Raw genomic sequence first — 13,794 nt, forward strand, 5'->3', positions numbered from 1 at the left:
TCCTTGTTTCTTCAGTGAGGCGTCGAGGGAGCTTGCCATCGCGCCAGAATCCTCAAATCGTCCCCGACGCGGTCGATCGAATGAAAGGCGAGCCGCGTGCGCGCATCGAGCACGGCCGGCGCCGCCAAGTCGAACATACCTGCCGAACCCGCGCCAAGCAGCGTCGGCGCCAAATAGACGAGCAACTCGTCCACACAGCCTTCACGCAGCAACGAGCCATTCAGCTTATGCCCGGCCTCGACATGCAATTCGTTGATGCCGCGTTCTCCAAGCCGTTTCAACATCGCCGGCAAGTCCACTTTGCCCTGTTCGTTCGCCAGCGGCACGATCTCCACGCCCCGCGCCGCCAATGCATCCGCGCGAGCGGCATTCGCTGCGTCGATATGCCCGCAAAACACGAGCGGCGGCGTGCCCTCCAAAAGCCGCGCGGAGAGCGGGACCTCGAGGCGGCTGTCGATCAGAATACGCAGTGGCTGGCGCGGCGTATCGATGCCTCGAACGGTGAGCTGAGGATCGTCCTCGCGGACGGTGCCGATACCCGTCAAAATCGCGCAAGCCCGCGCGCGCCAAGCGTGGCCGTCCGCGCGCGCGGCTTCCCCGGTGATCCACTGGCTTTCCCCGGTGGGCAGCGCCGTGCGGCCGTCCAGTGAAGCTGCGACTTTCATTCGCACCCACGGCCGAGCGCGCGTCATGCGCGACACGAAGCCGATGTTCAACTCGCGGGCTTCGTTCGCGAGCAGGCCGCAGCGCACGTCGATCCCGGCGTCGCGCAGCATGGCCAACCCGCGGCCCGACACCTGCGGGTTCGGATCTTCCATCGCCGCGATGACGCGCTTGATTCGCGCGTCGATGAGCGCGTGCGCGCACGGCGGCGTGCGCCCGAAATGACTACAGGGCTCGAGCGAAACGTAGGCCGTGGCGCCTTGTGGGTCATGACCTCGGCGCCGCGCATCCTTAAGCGCCTGCACCTCGGCATGATCCTGTCCGGCCGGCTGAGTGAAACCTTCGCCGATCGGTACGCCGTCCTTGACGAGTACGCAGCCCACACGCGGGTTCGGCATGGTCGTGTACATGCCGCGGCTCGCGAGCGTCAGCGCCCGCTGCATGTGGATGAAATCGGCTTCGGAGAACATGGGCGAGGGCCTGGTTACGCCACGTTTGCGGCGAACGCGCCACGCGCCGCTTCGATCGTCGCATCGATGACGGCATCGTCGTGCGCGCTCGATACGAATCCCGCCTCGTAGGCCGACGGCGCGAAGTACACGCCGGCATCGAGCATCTGATGGAAGAACGTGTTGAAGCGTGCGATATCGCTGCGCGAAACGTCGGCGAAGCTCGCGGGTACCTGCTCGGTGAAGTAAAGGCCGAACATCCCGCCGATCGCGTCCGCGCTGAACGCCACGCCGGCCTCGCGCGCGGCGGCGGCCAGGCCGTTCGCGAGCCGCGCCGTTTGTGCCGACAAACGTTCATAAAAGCCGGGTGCTTGAATCAGTTCAAGCGTCTTCATTCCGGCCGCCACGGCCACGGGATTGCCTGAAAGCGTGCCGGCCTGATAAACCGCGCCTTCAGGGGCGAGTAGCGACATGATGTCGCGCCGGCCGCCGAACGCCGCTGCGGGCATGCCGCCGCCGATGACTTTGCCGAGGCAAGTCAGGTCGGGCGTGATGCCGTAGACAGCCTGTGCACCGCCGAGGGCGACGCGGAAGCCGCACATCACCTCGTCGAAAATCAGCACGGCGCCGTGATGCGTGCACAGGCGCCGCAACGCTTGCAAGAACTCGGGGTTGCCGCGCACGAGATTCATGTTGCCGGCAACGGGTTCGACGATCACAGCTGCGATTTCGTCGCCGAAAGCCGCGAATGCCTCTTCGAGCGCCTGCGTGTTGTTGTATTCGAGCACGGTCGTGTGCTTGGTGGTGTCCGCCGGCACGCCCGCCGAGGTCGGATTGCCGAACGTCAGCAGACCGGAGCCCGCTTTGACGAGTAGGCTGTCGGCGTGGCCGTGGTAGCACCCCTCGAATTTGACGATGCGGTTGCGCTGCGTGAAGCCGCGCGCGAGTCGCAGGGCGCTCATTGTCGCTTCCGTGCCGCTCGACACGAGCCGCACCTTCTCGATCGACGGCACGAGCTTGCAGATCTCTTCCGCGATCTCGATCTCGGCTTGCGTAGGCGCGCCGAACGAAAAGCCGTCGGCGAGCACGCGTTGGACAGCCTCGAGCACTTCCGGATGCACGTGGCCGACGATCATCGGACCCCACGACCCGATGTAATCGATGTAGCGCTTGTCTTCCGCGTCCCAAAAGTAGGGCCCGTTCGCGCGTTTGACGAAGCGTGGCGTACCGCCGACCGAGCGGAAGGCGCGCACGGGCGAATTGACGCCGCCGGGAATGGTGCGCTGAGCGCGTTCGAATAGGGCTTGGTTGCTGGACATGTATGACGTTCGCTTCGAAGAGGGACCGGCCAAGCTGGCCAAGCGCGCGGAGGCGGCGGCCGGTGGGATCGCGCCAATTGTACCGAACTGGCGAGCGCGAGGCGCGTACGCCAGGGTGTCCTAGTACGAACGGTGGGGAAGAGGGGCTACGCCCGCGCAATAAAAAAAGCGCCCACGAGGGGCGCTTTGAGGATGCTGCGGCAACGGTGCGCCGGTGGGCTTGCGCCCGCCGGACGACACGTCGCTGTGCTTAGAACTTGTGACGGATGCCGACGCGACCGAGCACTTGGTTGTTCGTCGTGCTTGCGCCGCCGAGGACGCCCGCGTAGATGTCGGCATTGACGCCAGCCTTCATCGAGTGGTTCCACACGCCCATTGCATAGACGTCGGTACGCTTCGACAGACGGTAGTCGGCGATCAGGTTGACTTGACCGTACTCCGGCTTCGTGTTCGTCGCATCGACCTTGCCGGTCGTGTACGTGTAGCCGCCGCCCAGCGTTGCGGCCGGCGTCAGGCTGTAGTTGGCCCACAGTTCATAGCTGTCGAAACGCGTCGTTTGGCCGGCAGCGAGGGCGTCGTTGAAGCGGACGTCCGAAATGTTGCCGCCGATTTGGACCGGACCGAATTGGTACGTCGCACCACCGCTGATCGACTGCATGTTGCTCGGGGCACCGACGTAGTTCCAGATACCGCCGGAGCCGAAGTTGGCGTCATTGCTGACCGTGGCCGAGCCCGCGTTCGCTGCGTTAACACCGCCCGGGTTCTTCGCGAGGAAGTAGCCAGCGCCGATGTACAGCGGGCCGCCCGAGTAGTTCAAGCCTGCGCCGACCGTGCTTTGCGCACCGAACGAACCTGCCACGCCGCCGAACGCGTAGAACAATTCGCCTTGGATGCCTGCGAAACGCGGCGAAACGTACTTGACCGCATTGTTCACGCGGAAGCCGTTATCCGTGTTGTCGATGTCGCCGGGGTGCGAGAAGAGGGCGCCCCATTGGCCGTTGAACGTCGTCGGTTGCGCATTGTCGACAACCGGATCGTATTGACGGCCGAGAGTCAGCGTACCGAACTGGTCGTTCGTCAGACCGACGTAGGCTTGACGGCCGAATTCACGGCTGCCTTGACCCAGCTTGCCGTTGAACACGTTGAAGCCGTTTTCCAATTGGAAAATGGCCTTCGTGCCGCCGCCCAGGTCTTCCGAACCCTTCAGGCCCCAGCGGCTGCCTTGAACGATGCCGCTCGACATTGCCCAGTCAGCGTGGCCGCCGACGTTGTTCACATAGTTCAGGCCTGCGTCGATAACACCGTACAGCGTGACGCTGCTTTGTGCGAACGCCGGTACCGCGAAGGCACCCGTCACAGCCAGTGCGAGAAGCGACTTTTTCATCAAATAGGTCTCCGAGACGTTGAGTTGCAGTGTGAGCAACCCGGATTAGGTAATTCGTTGCCGCGGACTCTGCCGCCTCTTGGGCAGTTCGCGCCGCAGCGGGGTCCAGGCAGTCGAGGCGATACTAGGCATCTAACCCCCGTACCCTTATTAGTAGAAACACTAGTTGTCGCCGATTATTGCGAATATTGAAACGCAGTAATTCAAGAGCACGATCCTTCTCTTCCTTGACAGGCAAGGAAAGCAGTGAAAGCAAACGCTTAATAACTGATCCCGGGTGTTGCGTGCGAGCGACACTTGAGGAAGCGTGATTGTTGCGAATACGTTGAAGAAAAATCGACGTTTTCTGAAGGCCTGCGGCCTGCTGTCTCGTTTTTGGCGCCGGATGCACCCCTAAGGTGCTCGCATCATTTGTATGAACAATAAGAATTCACCTCGGCGGTGCGGCGCCGAAATAAAAAACCCGCCGCTCCGGGGAGCGTACGGGTTTCTTCGGACTTCTAACGCTTTGCGCCGATCAGCGCTGCCGCTGCGAGGTGGCCGGCGTCAATCGGCTGCCGACGACGCAGCGCCGTGGCTAAGCCAATCGAGTACGGCCGTCGCATCGTCGGTGCCGATGGTGCGCGCCTTTGCCACAGCCTGCGTCATTTCCCCCGTGGGTTCGGCGCGGCGGATCGCCACACCGACGGCGAGGATGTCGATCATGACCAAATGCAAGATGCGCGAGATCATCGACAGTTGCGACTCGCGAATCTCGATATGGTCGGTCTCGAGCGCTACCGTGGCCCGTTTCGCGAGCGGCGTGTTGCTCGAGGTGATGGCGATCACCTGCGCGCCGGCCTGCATGGCCACGTCGAGCACGCGCAGAAGCTCGGGGGCGCGCCCCGACTTCGATACCGCCACGATCACGTCGCCCTTGCCGAGCAGCGCGGCCGAAGCGGCCTGCATATACAGGTCGCCGTAGGCGATCGTGGGGATCCCGAAGCGGAAGAACTTATAGTGTGCGTCCTGCGCGACGATGTTCGAGTTGCCGAGTCCGTAGAACTCGATTCGGCGCGCGCCGTTGAGCAGCTCGATCGCGCGCTCGACGTGCTCGAAGTTCAGGTGCTCGCGTAGCTGCAAGATCGCCGAAACGGTGTTGTCGAGCACCTTCGCCCCGAAATCCGTGGCCGTGTCGCCCAAATGCACCTGGCTATGGCTGACCGGGATCGTGCCCGTCAAACCTGTCGCGAGCTTCAGCTTGAAATCCGAGAGGCCCTGGCACCCCAGCGAGCGGCAAAAGCGAATGACTGTCGGTTGGCTCACGTCAGCCTTGCGCGCGATGTCGACAATGGGGTCGCTGATGATGGAACGCGGGTGATTCAGCGCGAGATCGGCCACGCGGCGCTCAGCCGGCGTCAGCGCATCGCGCATTTGGCGAATGCGTTCGAATACCGCCGACGAGCCGCCGCCGGCGCGATTCGACAATTGCTCGGCCAAGATCGCCGAGACGCCGAGGAATGCCGGGTACTCGGCCGTGATCACGTAAGTCGGTACGTTGGCCAGATAGGGCTCGAAGCGGCCCTTCGCCTCGAAACGCTCGCGGAACGGGGAGCGTAAAAACAACTCGCCGAGCTTGAGCACGACGCCGCCGCCGATATAGATGCCGCCGAGCGCACCGAGCGTGACCGCGAGGTTGCCCGCGAACGTGCCCAAAATCCCGCAGAAACAGTCGACGGCTTCGAGCGCGAGGGCTTCTCCCGCATGTGCCCGGTCGACGACATAGGCCGGATCGACCGTCGCCGGCAAACGCTTTTTGTCGCGGGCAGCCAGGGCGCGGTAGATGAGCTCGATACCGGGACCGGCGGCGACGCGCTCGAACGATACGTGCGGCCACTTCTTGCGCGCGTATTGCATGACGAGATCCTCGCGCTCGTCCATCGGCGAGAAGGTGGCGTGACCGCCTTCGCTACCGAGCGCGATCCAGCGATCGTCGGCCGGAATCAAGCCCGAGACGCCGAGCCCAGTGCCCGGGCCAAGCAGGCCGATCACGCTGTTTTGCCGACGCGAGCCGCCGCCCACCTGCATGCGCTGGGCGTCGGTCAGGCCGGGCAGCGCCATCGCGAGCGCGGTGAAATCGTTCACCACGAGCAGCGTGTCGAACCCGAGCGCGCGCCGCGTCGCCTCGATCGAAAACGCCCACTTGAAGTTGGTCATGCTGACCTGGTCGCCGTCCACCGGGTTCGCGATCGCGATCGCCGCGTGATTGACGTGGCCGACCTTCGTATCCTTCAGGTACTTCTTCAGTACGTCTTCGATCGTCGGATAGTCGGCGCACGGGTAGACGCGGATCTGGCTGATTTCCCCGGGTTCCGTTTCGAGCGCGAAGCGCGCGTTGGTGCCGCCGATATCGGCTAGCAGGCGCGGACCGTCGGCGTGCTGGCGTGCGCCGGGTACCGGATGAGCTTTATTTTGCAGACCAGTAGACATCGAGTCTGACTCCCTTGTCGTTTGCCAGCTTCGAGATGGCGTTTTCTTGCGGCGCCGAGGCGGCCGCTTTGAGGATGTCGAGCTTGCGTTCACCCGAAATCAAAAGGAACAGCCGCTCGATGCCCTTCAACGCGGACATCGATAGGCTGACACGTGCGTGCGGTGCCGCACCCGGATGGACACAGACGTAACGCTCGGCCGTTGCCAGCGCGTGCTTCCATTCGCTTGCCGGCGCATCGGCGAAAAGCGACGCCGTATGGCCGTCCTCGCCCATGCCCAGCACGGCGACATGCGGTAGTGCATAGGAGGGATCGGCGTTGAGCGCGGCGATGCGCTCGTCGAGCGGCACGGATACGTCGACGAGCGGCGCGAAGCGTGCAGCAGCCGCGCCATGCTGGAGCAACGTTTCGCGGACGAGGCGCGCATTGCTCGCATTGTCCGTTTCCGGCACCCAGCGGTCGTCGACGAGCGTCACGTCGACGCGCGCCCAGTCGAGCGACTCGAGTGCAAGCGCCTCGAAAAACGGACGCGGACTCGTGCCGCCGGAAACCGCGAGCGTAGCGCGCGCCCCGAGGGCCGTGGCAAGCGATGCGCCGAGCGCGCCGCCCACCGCCTTAGCCAGCGCGCCGGCTTGGGCACGCGGGTCGTCAAAAGCGTGAAGCTCGATCACTTCTCCTCCAGACTGCTTTTTGTATGTTCACCATCGCCGGCAGCGCCGCGCCTTGGAAAACCGCCGGCGCCGCCGAATCGTCGATTCGTTGCACCAGAAACTCAGTTCTCTTCTTCGAGCCAGCAGGTGCCGTGCTGAGCGAGCATGGCACTGGCGGCCGCGGGGCCCCAGGTGCCGGCCGCATACGGCTTCGGCGGTTTGTTCGAGGCGGCCCATTCATTCAAAATCGGTTCCACCCAGCGCCACGCGGCCTCTTGCTCGTCGCGCCGCACGAACAGCGCGAGGCGTCCGTTGATCACGTCGAGCAACAAGCGCTGATAGGCCTCCATTTGACCTTCCTTGAAGAACTGGTCGAATGCGAGATCCAAATGCACGCTCGAAAGATTCATCCCTTCGCCCGGTTGCTTGGCCAAGCAGTACAAGCGGATCGATTCGTTCGGCTGCAACCGGATCACGAGCCGGTTCGCGCCGGGCCGCAATGCCGGGGCGCCGAGCGCCGAGTGCGGCACGGGCCGGAAATTGACGACGATCTCGGCCACGCGCTCGGCTAGACGTTTACCCGTGCGCAGGAAGAAGGGCACGCCGGCCCAGCGCCAATTCTCGATCTCGACCTTGAGCGCGACGAACGTCTCGGTCGCGCTTTGCGGCTTCACGCCGTGCTCGGTCGCGTAGGCCGGCACCGAGGTGCCCTTGATGACGCCCGAATGGTATTGACCGCGCACGGCGATCTTGGAGATGTCGCGCGTATCGATCGGCTTGAGTGCGCGCAGCACGCGCAGCTTTTCGTCGCGGACCGAATCGGAATCCATCGAATGGGGCGGCTCCATCGCGACGATCGACAGCAACTGCAACAGGTGATTTTGCACCATGTCGCGCAGCGCGCCCGTGTTGTCGTAGAAGTCGCCTCGCGCCTCGACGCCAAGCTCCTCGGCGATCGTGATCTGAATGCTTTCGACCCACTCGCGGCGCCACAGCGGTTCGAACAAAGCATTGCCGAAACGAAGCGCGAGCAGATTCTGCACGGGCTCCTTGCCGAGGTAGTGGTCGATCCGATAGATCTGCTCTTCGGCGAAGATTTCGCCCACGGCATCGTTGATCGCATTCGAGGAGCGCAGATCGTAGCCGAGCGGTTTTTCGAGCACGATCCGGGCGTTTTCGTTGAGCCCCACCGAGGCGAGCGCGCGGCAGATCGGCACGAACAGCGACGGCCCCGTGGCCAGATAGAACACGCGCGTGCCGGCGTGATTGTCCAGCGCGTCGCGCAGCAGCGCGAAATCTTCGGGCTTGCCCAGATCGAGCTTGACGTAGGCGATGCGCTCCAAGAAGCGCTCCCAGACGCTTTCGTCGAGCCCGCCTTTCGAAACATAGGTCTTGACGTTGCTATTGACCCAGTCGATATAGCCGTCGCGATCCGCCGCGTGGCGCGCGACGGCAACGATCTTGCCGTGCTCGGACAGCATGCCCGCACGGTGGGCCTCGTACAGCGCCGGGAGGATCTTTCGCATCGACAGATCGCCAGTCCCGCCAAAGAGAACGAAAGTGAAGCCTGAGTCGATTTGCATGAGTCTTGAGCCGAAGTCTAAGGGTTGCGGGGCGCGATTCGAGGAACGTGCTTGGCTGGTTGGCTGCTCGAAGTTGCGACGTCTTGTAGCGCGATAAAAATAATTTTGACACTGAATTGTAGTTTAACTACAATCCAAATCAAGAGGTAACGTCGATCGATTGCAAAAACCTTGCGCCAAGCGGGTCCGGCGGCAGGGGTGCAGGCGGCGATCGGCGGCAGCGCGCCGCGTGTCCCTATTTGTTTATATCGCGCGTGCATGTTAGCAGCGCGATTTGCATGGCGCTGCCTCCCCGAGCTCGACCCGCGCGATGCGGGCTGGCCGAATTCAAAAGAGGAGACAGTCCAAGCTTGGAAGCACGCATTTCCTGACGATCCTTCGCGGCCGCTCGGCGCTGCCGGCACATAAGTGCACGCGTCGCGGCGCGGCCACATCCAGTGTTGTTGTGTTGCACCCAACCACCGTTCCCCAGCCATAAGAAGAGGGGAGCACTCGTTACTTGGTCAGTAGTCTGGAGGAGATAAAGAATGAAAGTTCGCGCGATCATGGCTGCGCTGTGCGCCACGGGGCTGATGATGGGCGTGTCGGCGGCTCAGGCGGCGGAATCCGTCGAAGTGCTGCACTGGTGGACCTCGGGCGGTGAATCGAAGGCCATCGGCGTCCTGAAGGACGACATGACGAAGCAAGGCTATACGTGGAAGGACTTCGCGGTTGCGGGCGGCGCGGGTGCGGCGGCCATGACTGCACTGAAGACGCAGGTGATCTCGGGCAATGCACCGAGCGCCGCGCAGATCAAGGGTCCCCTGATCAAGGAATGGGCGGACCAAGACGTTCTCGTGAACATCGATTCCGTCGCGAAGGACGAAGACTGGAAAAAGAACTTGCCGCCGCAGATCGATAAGATCATGCAAGCGGGCGGCCACTACGTCGCGGCGCCGTTCTCGGTACACCGCGTGAACTGGCTGTACATCAACAAGGCCGCGCTCGACAAGGCAGGCGGCAAGGTGCCGGCGAACTGGGACGAGTTCTTCAAGCTCGCCGACAAGATGAAGGCGAACGGCATCATGCCGATCGCGATGGGCGGCCAACCGTGGCAAGACTTCACGGTCTGGGAAGACGTGGTGCTCTCGCAAGGGCCCGCGTTCTACAAGAAGGCGATCGTCGATCTCGATCAAAAGACGCTGACCTCGCCGCAGATGGTTCAAGTGTTCGATACGGTCCGCAAGCTGACGACCTACTTCGACGGTTCGCGCACGGGCCGCGATTGGAACCTGGCCACGGCCATGGTCATCAACGGCAAGGCCGGCATGCAGTTCATGGGCGACTGGGCGAAGGGCGAGTTCGCGAACGCGAACAAGAAGTCGGGCGTGGATTATGTCTGCGCGCCGGTGCCGGGTACGGACAAGGCCTACACGTTCAACGTCGATTCGTTCGTGTTCTTCCAGCAGAAGGGCCAAAACGGCGCTACGCCGGGCCAGGTCGCGCTCGCGAAGACGATCATGAGCCCCGAGTTCCAAAAGCAATTCAGCTTGTACAAGGGCTCGATCCCGGTTCGTCTGGGCGTCGATATGAGCAGCTTCGACGATTGCGCGAAGAAGTCGTACTCGGATGAACAAGCGGCGATCAAGGCCGGCGGTTACGTGCCGTCGCTGGCGCACGGCATGGCTCAAGGCGATGCCACGGCCGGCGCGATGAGCGACGTCGTCACGAAGTTCATGAACTCGAAGGAATCGTCGCAAGACGCAGTCGCCGCGCTCGCCAAGGCGGCAATGACGAAGTAAGCGTAGTTCCGGGGGCGGTTCGCGCTGCGCGCCGCCCGCGTCACTCAAGCCGGCCGTGCGCCTCCCTAGGCGTTTGGATCGCGCGCGGTCGGCGTGCAAGCACTCAGGAGTCGAGTAGTGGCTGCCTCTCTCAGCGGCAAAGGGAACAACGTGGCGCACGTACCCCACCGCACATCGTCGATTTCGGCACTCGCCGACCGCTGGATCCCGAAGCTCGTGCTCTCGCCTAGCGTGGCGATCAGCCTTGTATTCGTCTATGGCTTCATTCTGATCACCGGCTATCTGTCGCTGTCCAAGTCGCGACTGATGCCTAACTACACGTTCGCTGGCCTGACACGCTATAGCGAGCTGTTTCAAAACGACGTCTGGTGGACGTCGGCGAAGAATCTCGGTTGGTTCGGTATTCCGTTCATCGCCGTGTGTATCGGCCTGGGGCTGTTCCTGGCCATCTTGCTCGATCAAAAAATCCGCAGCGAAGGCGCGTTGCGCGCCGTGTTTCTGTATCCGATGGCGCTGTCGTTCATCGTGACCGGTACGGCCTGGCAGTGGATTTTGAACCCCGCGCTCGGCTTGGAAAAAGTGCTGCACGACTGGGGCTGGACGAGCTTCTCGTTCCACTGGCTCGACGACCCGGACAAGGCCATTTTTTGTATCGTCATCGCGGCCGTGTGGCAATCGACGGGTTTCGTCATGGCGTTGTTTCTCGCCGGGCTGCGCGGCGTCGACGCGGAAATCTTCAAAGCTGCCCAAGTGGACGGTGCGACGCTGCCTACGATCTATCGCAAGATCGTGATCCCCAGCATGCGTCCGGTGTTCTTCTCTGTGCTCTTGATCTTGTGCCACATCACGATCAAGACGTTCGACCTCGTCGTCGCCATGACGGCGGGCGGTCCCGGTACGTCGTCCTCGTTGCCCGCGATGTTCATGTATACGTTCTCGTTCAACCGCGGCCAGCTCGGCGTGGGCGCCGCATCGTCGATGATGATGCTGGCCACCGTCGTCGCCGTACTCGTCCCGCTCATGTACTTGGAATCGAGGAGCACCCGCAATGCAGCCTAAGATGACGATGAGTCGAGCGTTCATTTACGCTGCGCTTGCGCTGTTCGCGTTGTATTTCCTGTTCCCGCTCTACGTGATGCTGTCCACGTCGTTCAAGGACCTCGATCAACTGCGTACGGGCAACTTGCTGACGCCGCCGTCGCATTGGACGGTCGCCCCTTGGGTGAAGGCTTGGAGCGAAGCCTGTACGGGCGTGCGTTGCGACGGTATGCGGCCGTTCTTCATGAACTCCGTGCGAATGGTGATTCCGGCCGTGTTGCTCTCGTCGATCGTCGGCGCGTTTAACGGCTATGTGCTGACGCATTGGCGTTTCCGCGGCGCGGATGCCGTGTTCACGATGCTGCTGGTGGGTTGCTTCATCCCGTTCCAAACGATTCTGTTGCCGATGGCACGGACGCTCGGCGCGATCGGCATCTCGAACACGATCTCGGGGCTCGTACTCGTGCACGTCGTGTATGGGATCGCGTTCACGACGATGTTCTTCCGTAACTTCTACGTGAGCATTCCGGCGGAACTCGTGAAAGCGGCGCGTATCGACGGCGCAGGCTTCTTCATGATCTTCACGCGGATCTTGCTGCCCGTGTCGCTGCCGATCTTCATGGTCTGCGTCATTTGGCAATTCACGCAGATTTGGAACGACTTCTTGTTCGGGATCGTGTTCTCGGGTGTCGATTCCATGCCGATCACGGTGGCGCTGAACAACCTCGTGAATACGTCGACGGGCGTGAAGGAATACAACGTCGACATGGCGGCGGCGATTATCGCGGCCTTGCCGACGCTCCTCGTGTACGTCATCGCCGGCCGCTACTTCGTGCGCGGCCTGACGGCGGGCGCGGTGAAGGGCTGATTGGACATTTCGTTGCGCTTGGCTGCGCCGCGCATCGCGCCGCGCAGCGTAAAAGGCGCATCGCACATATCGAAAGCAGAGCAGATTAAAGGATTTTCAGCATGGCAAGCCTTTCCATCCGCGACGTATACAAGACCTATCCGAACGGCGTGCCCGTCCTGAAGGGTGTCGACATCGAAATCGAGGACGGCCAGTTCTTGATTCTCGTCGGCGGCTCCGGGTGCGGGAAGTCGACGCTGCTCAACATGATCGCCGGCCTCGAGACAGTCACCAAGGGCGAGATCTGCATCGACGGCAAGGTCGTCAACAACCTGTCGCCGAAAGATCGCGATATCGCGATGGTGTTCCAGTCGTACGCGCTTTATCCCTCGATGACGGTGCGCGACAACATCTCGTTCGGCCTGAACATCCGTAAAGTGCCGAAGAAAGAGCAGGCGCAGATCGTCGATCGCGTCTCGCAGATGCTCCAGATCGATCACTTGCTCGATCGCAAGCCGGGACAGCTCTCCGGCGGTCAGCGGCAACGCGTGGCAATGGGCCGCGCGCTGGCGCGCGATCCGGTGATGTTCCTGTTCGACGAGCCGCTTTCGAACCTCGATGCGAAGCTGCGGATCGAAATGCGCTCGGAAATCAAGCTGCTGCATCAACGCCTCGGCACGACGATCGTCTACGTGACGCACGATCAGATCGAAGCGATGACGCTCGGCGATCGCATCGCCGTGATGAAGGACGGCGTCGTCCAACAGTTCGGCGCGCCGCAAGAGATTTACGATTCGCCGTCGAACCTCTTCGTTGCGGGCTTCATCGGCGCGCCGCCGATGAACTTCATCGAAGGCAAGCTCGTCGAGCAAGGTGCCGGCGTCGGCTTGGAAATCGATACGGGTGTCGAGCGTAGCGTGCTCAAGCTGCCGTTCGACGCGAATCGCGTGAAGGCGAACGTCGGGCAGAAGGTCATCCTCGGTCTGCGGCCGGAACGTCTGACCGATGCGCGCGGTGCGCACGATGCGAATAGCGCCGATTTGCAGCCGCTGACGGTTAAGGTCGACGTCATCGAGCCGACGGGTCCGGATACGCTTGTGTTCGCACAGATCAACGGCAAGCGTACCGTGAGCCGCGTGCACCCCGCGTCGAACCCGCAAGCGCTGCAAAACATGACGCTGCTTGCCGATGTGTCTAAAGCCGTGCTGTTCGATCCTTCGACGGAAGCGCGCATCGCCTGATGCGTTAGGCATACCGGCTCCGTCTAGCGGGGCGCCTCGCGCGCCCCGCGGCTCGAGCCGCGCGCAACGGTCGCATCGCTGTCGCGGGGTCTTGGGTTTATCGTTTTGTCATTTAACCGTCCTATCTTTTAGCCGATCTCTTCAGATCGGCCGGCTTGGGTTTGCATTAATTAGTACTACTAATTATTTGTAGTTGTTCGTCTGTTGCTTTTTCTGCTTTCGAGTAGTTCGGCAAGACCCGGGCGCATCAGCACGCTCGGGGACGACGACGCGCCACGCCATTCTCCCTCTGCATTCGGAGCGCTTTTCAGGCGCGTCTTATGACAACTCACTATGAGAGAGAAGAGGGCCGTGAAATCAAGAACCGTTTT

General features: G+C 62.3%; 10 protein-coding genes. 4 read left to right on the forward strand and 6 right to left on the reverse strand.

Annotated elements, in window-relative coordinates; all coding sequences use genetic code 11:
- Positions 1-11: 11 nt before the first annotated feature.
- The 6 genes from ribD to zwf all read right to left on the reverse strand — a co-directional run bounded on the left by ribD (position 12) and on the right by zwf (position 8,516).
- Positions 12-1,133 (reverse strand): bifunctional diaminohydroxyphosphoribosylaminopyrimidine deaminase/5-amino-6-(5-phosphoribosylamino)uracil reductase RibD, encoded by a 1,122-nt coding sequence (gene ribD, locus AB1286_RS17285; RefSeq protein ID WP_430364405.1) that lies wholly within the window; start codon positions 1,131-1,133, stop codon positions 12-14.
- Between the two features lie 14 nt (positions 1,134-1,147).
- On the reverse strand, positions 1,148-2,431 hold the full coding sequence (gene hemL, locus AB1286_RS17290) for a glutamate-1-semialdehyde 2,1-aminomutase (RefSeq protein ID WP_430364406.1): 1,284 nt from the start codon (positions 2,429-2,431) through the stop codon (positions 1,148-1,150).
- A gap of 250 nt (positions 2,432-2,681) precedes the next feature.
- Positions 2,682-3,815 carry a porin gene (locus AB1286_RS17295; protein WP_430364407.1) on the reverse strand — a complete coding sequence of 378 codons (1,134 nt, stop codon included), beginning with the start codon at positions 3,813-3,815 and terminating at the stop codon, positions 2,682-2,684.
- Positions 3,816-4,361: 546 nt separating this feature from the next.
- Positions 4,362-6,284 carry a bifunctional transcriptional regulator/glucokinase gene (locus tag AB1286_RS17300; protein ID WP_430364408.1) on the reverse strand — a complete coding sequence of 641 codons (1,923 nt, stop codon included), beginning with the start codon at positions 6,282-6,284 and terminating at the stop codon, positions 4,362-4,364.
- The gene (gene pgl, locus AB1286_RS17305; RefSeq protein WP_430364409.1) at positions 6,262-6,954 is read right to left on the reverse strand and encodes a 6-phosphogluconolactonase; all 693 of its coding nucleotides are present in this window, start codon (positions 6,952-6,954) and stop codon (positions 6,262-6,264) included. The genes AB1286_RS17300 and pgl overlap by 23 nt, the downstream gene beginning before the upstream one ends.
- Positions 6,955-7,055: 101 nt before the next feature.
- On the reverse strand, positions 7,056-8,516 hold the full coding sequence (gene zwf, locus AB1286_RS17310; RefSeq protein WP_430364410.1) for a glucose-6-phosphate dehydrogenase: 1,461 nt from the start codon (positions 8,514-8,516) through the stop codon (positions 7,056-7,058).
- A gap of 527 nt (positions 8,517-9,043) precedes the next feature.
- On the opposite strand from zwf, the gene AB1286_RS17315 reads away from it, so the two are divergent.
- The 4 genes from AB1286_RS17315 to AB1286_RS17330 all read left to right on the forward strand — a co-directional run bounded on the left by AB1286_RS17315 (position 9,044) and on the right by AB1286_RS17330 (position 13,423).
- Positions 9,044-10,297 (forward strand): ABC transporter substrate-binding protein, encoded by a 1,254-nt coding sequence (locus AB1286_RS17315; protein ID WP_430364411.1) that lies wholly within the window; start codon positions 9,044-9,046, stop codon positions 10,295-10,297.
- 117 nt (positions 10,298-10,414) lie between these two features.
- Positions 10,415-11,356 (forward strand): carbohydrate ABC transporter permease, encoded by a 942-nt coding sequence (locus AB1286_RS17320; RefSeq protein WP_430364412.1) that lies wholly within the window; start codon positions 10,415-10,417, stop codon positions 11,354-11,356.
- A complete protein-coding gene (locus tag AB1286_RS17325; RefSeq protein WP_430364413.1) occupies positions 11,346-12,203 on the forward strand; it encodes a carbohydrate ABC transporter permease in 858 nt (285 codons plus the stop codon). The genes AB1286_RS17320 and AB1286_RS17325 overlap by 11 nt, the downstream gene beginning before the upstream one ends.
- Before the next feature lie 101 nt (positions 12,204-12,304).
- Positions 12,305-13,423: an ABC transporter ATP-binding protein gene (locus AB1286_RS17330; protein ID WP_430364414.1), complete on the forward strand. Its 1,119-nt coding sequence runs from the start codon at positions 12,305-12,307 to the stop codon at positions 13,421-13,423.
- Positions 13,424-13,794 lie beyond the last annotated feature (371 nt).

The sequence above is a fragment of the Trinickia sp. NRRL B-1857 genome (assembly GCF_050470685.1).
GTDB lineage: Bacteria > Pseudomonadota > Gammaproteobacteria > Burkholderiales > Burkholderiaceae > Trinickia.

What these genes read in the sequence shown, in the direction of transcription:
- ribD (WP_430364405.1), bottom strand. Translation starts at nt 1,133, where the DNA reads ATGTTCTCCGAAGCCGATTTCATCCACATGCAGCGGGCGCTGACGCTC.
- hemL (WP_430364406.1), bottom strand. Translation starts at nt 2,431, where the DNA reads ATGTCCAGCAACCAAGCCCTATTCGAACGCGCTCAGCGCACCATTCCC.
- AB1286_RS17295 (WP_430364407.1), bottom strand. Translation starts at nt 3,815, where the DNA reads ATGAAAAAGTCGCTTCTCGCACTGGCTGTGACGGGTGCCTTCGCGGTA.
- AB1286_RS17300 (WP_430364408.1), bottom strand. Translation starts at nt 6,284, where the DNA reads ATGTCTACTGGTCTGCAAAATAAAGCTCATCCGGTACCCGGCGCACGC.
- zwf (WP_430364410.1), bottom strand. Translation starts at nt 8,516, where the DNA reads ATGCAAATCGACTCAGGCTTCACTTTCGTTCTCTTTGGCGGGACTGGC.
- AB1286_RS17315 (WP_430364411.1), top strand. Translation starts at nt 9,044, where the DNA reads ATGAAAGTTCGCGCGATCATGGCTGCGCTGTGCGCCACGGGGCTGATG.
- AB1286_RS17325 (WP_430364413.1), top strand. Translation starts at nt 11,346, where the DNA reads ATGCAGCCTAAGATGACGATGAGTCGAGCGTTCATTTACGCTGCGCTT.
- AB1286_RS17330 (WP_430364414.1), top strand. Translation starts at nt 12,305, where the DNA reads ATGGCAAGCCTTTCCATCCGCGACGTATACAAGACCTATCCGAACGGC.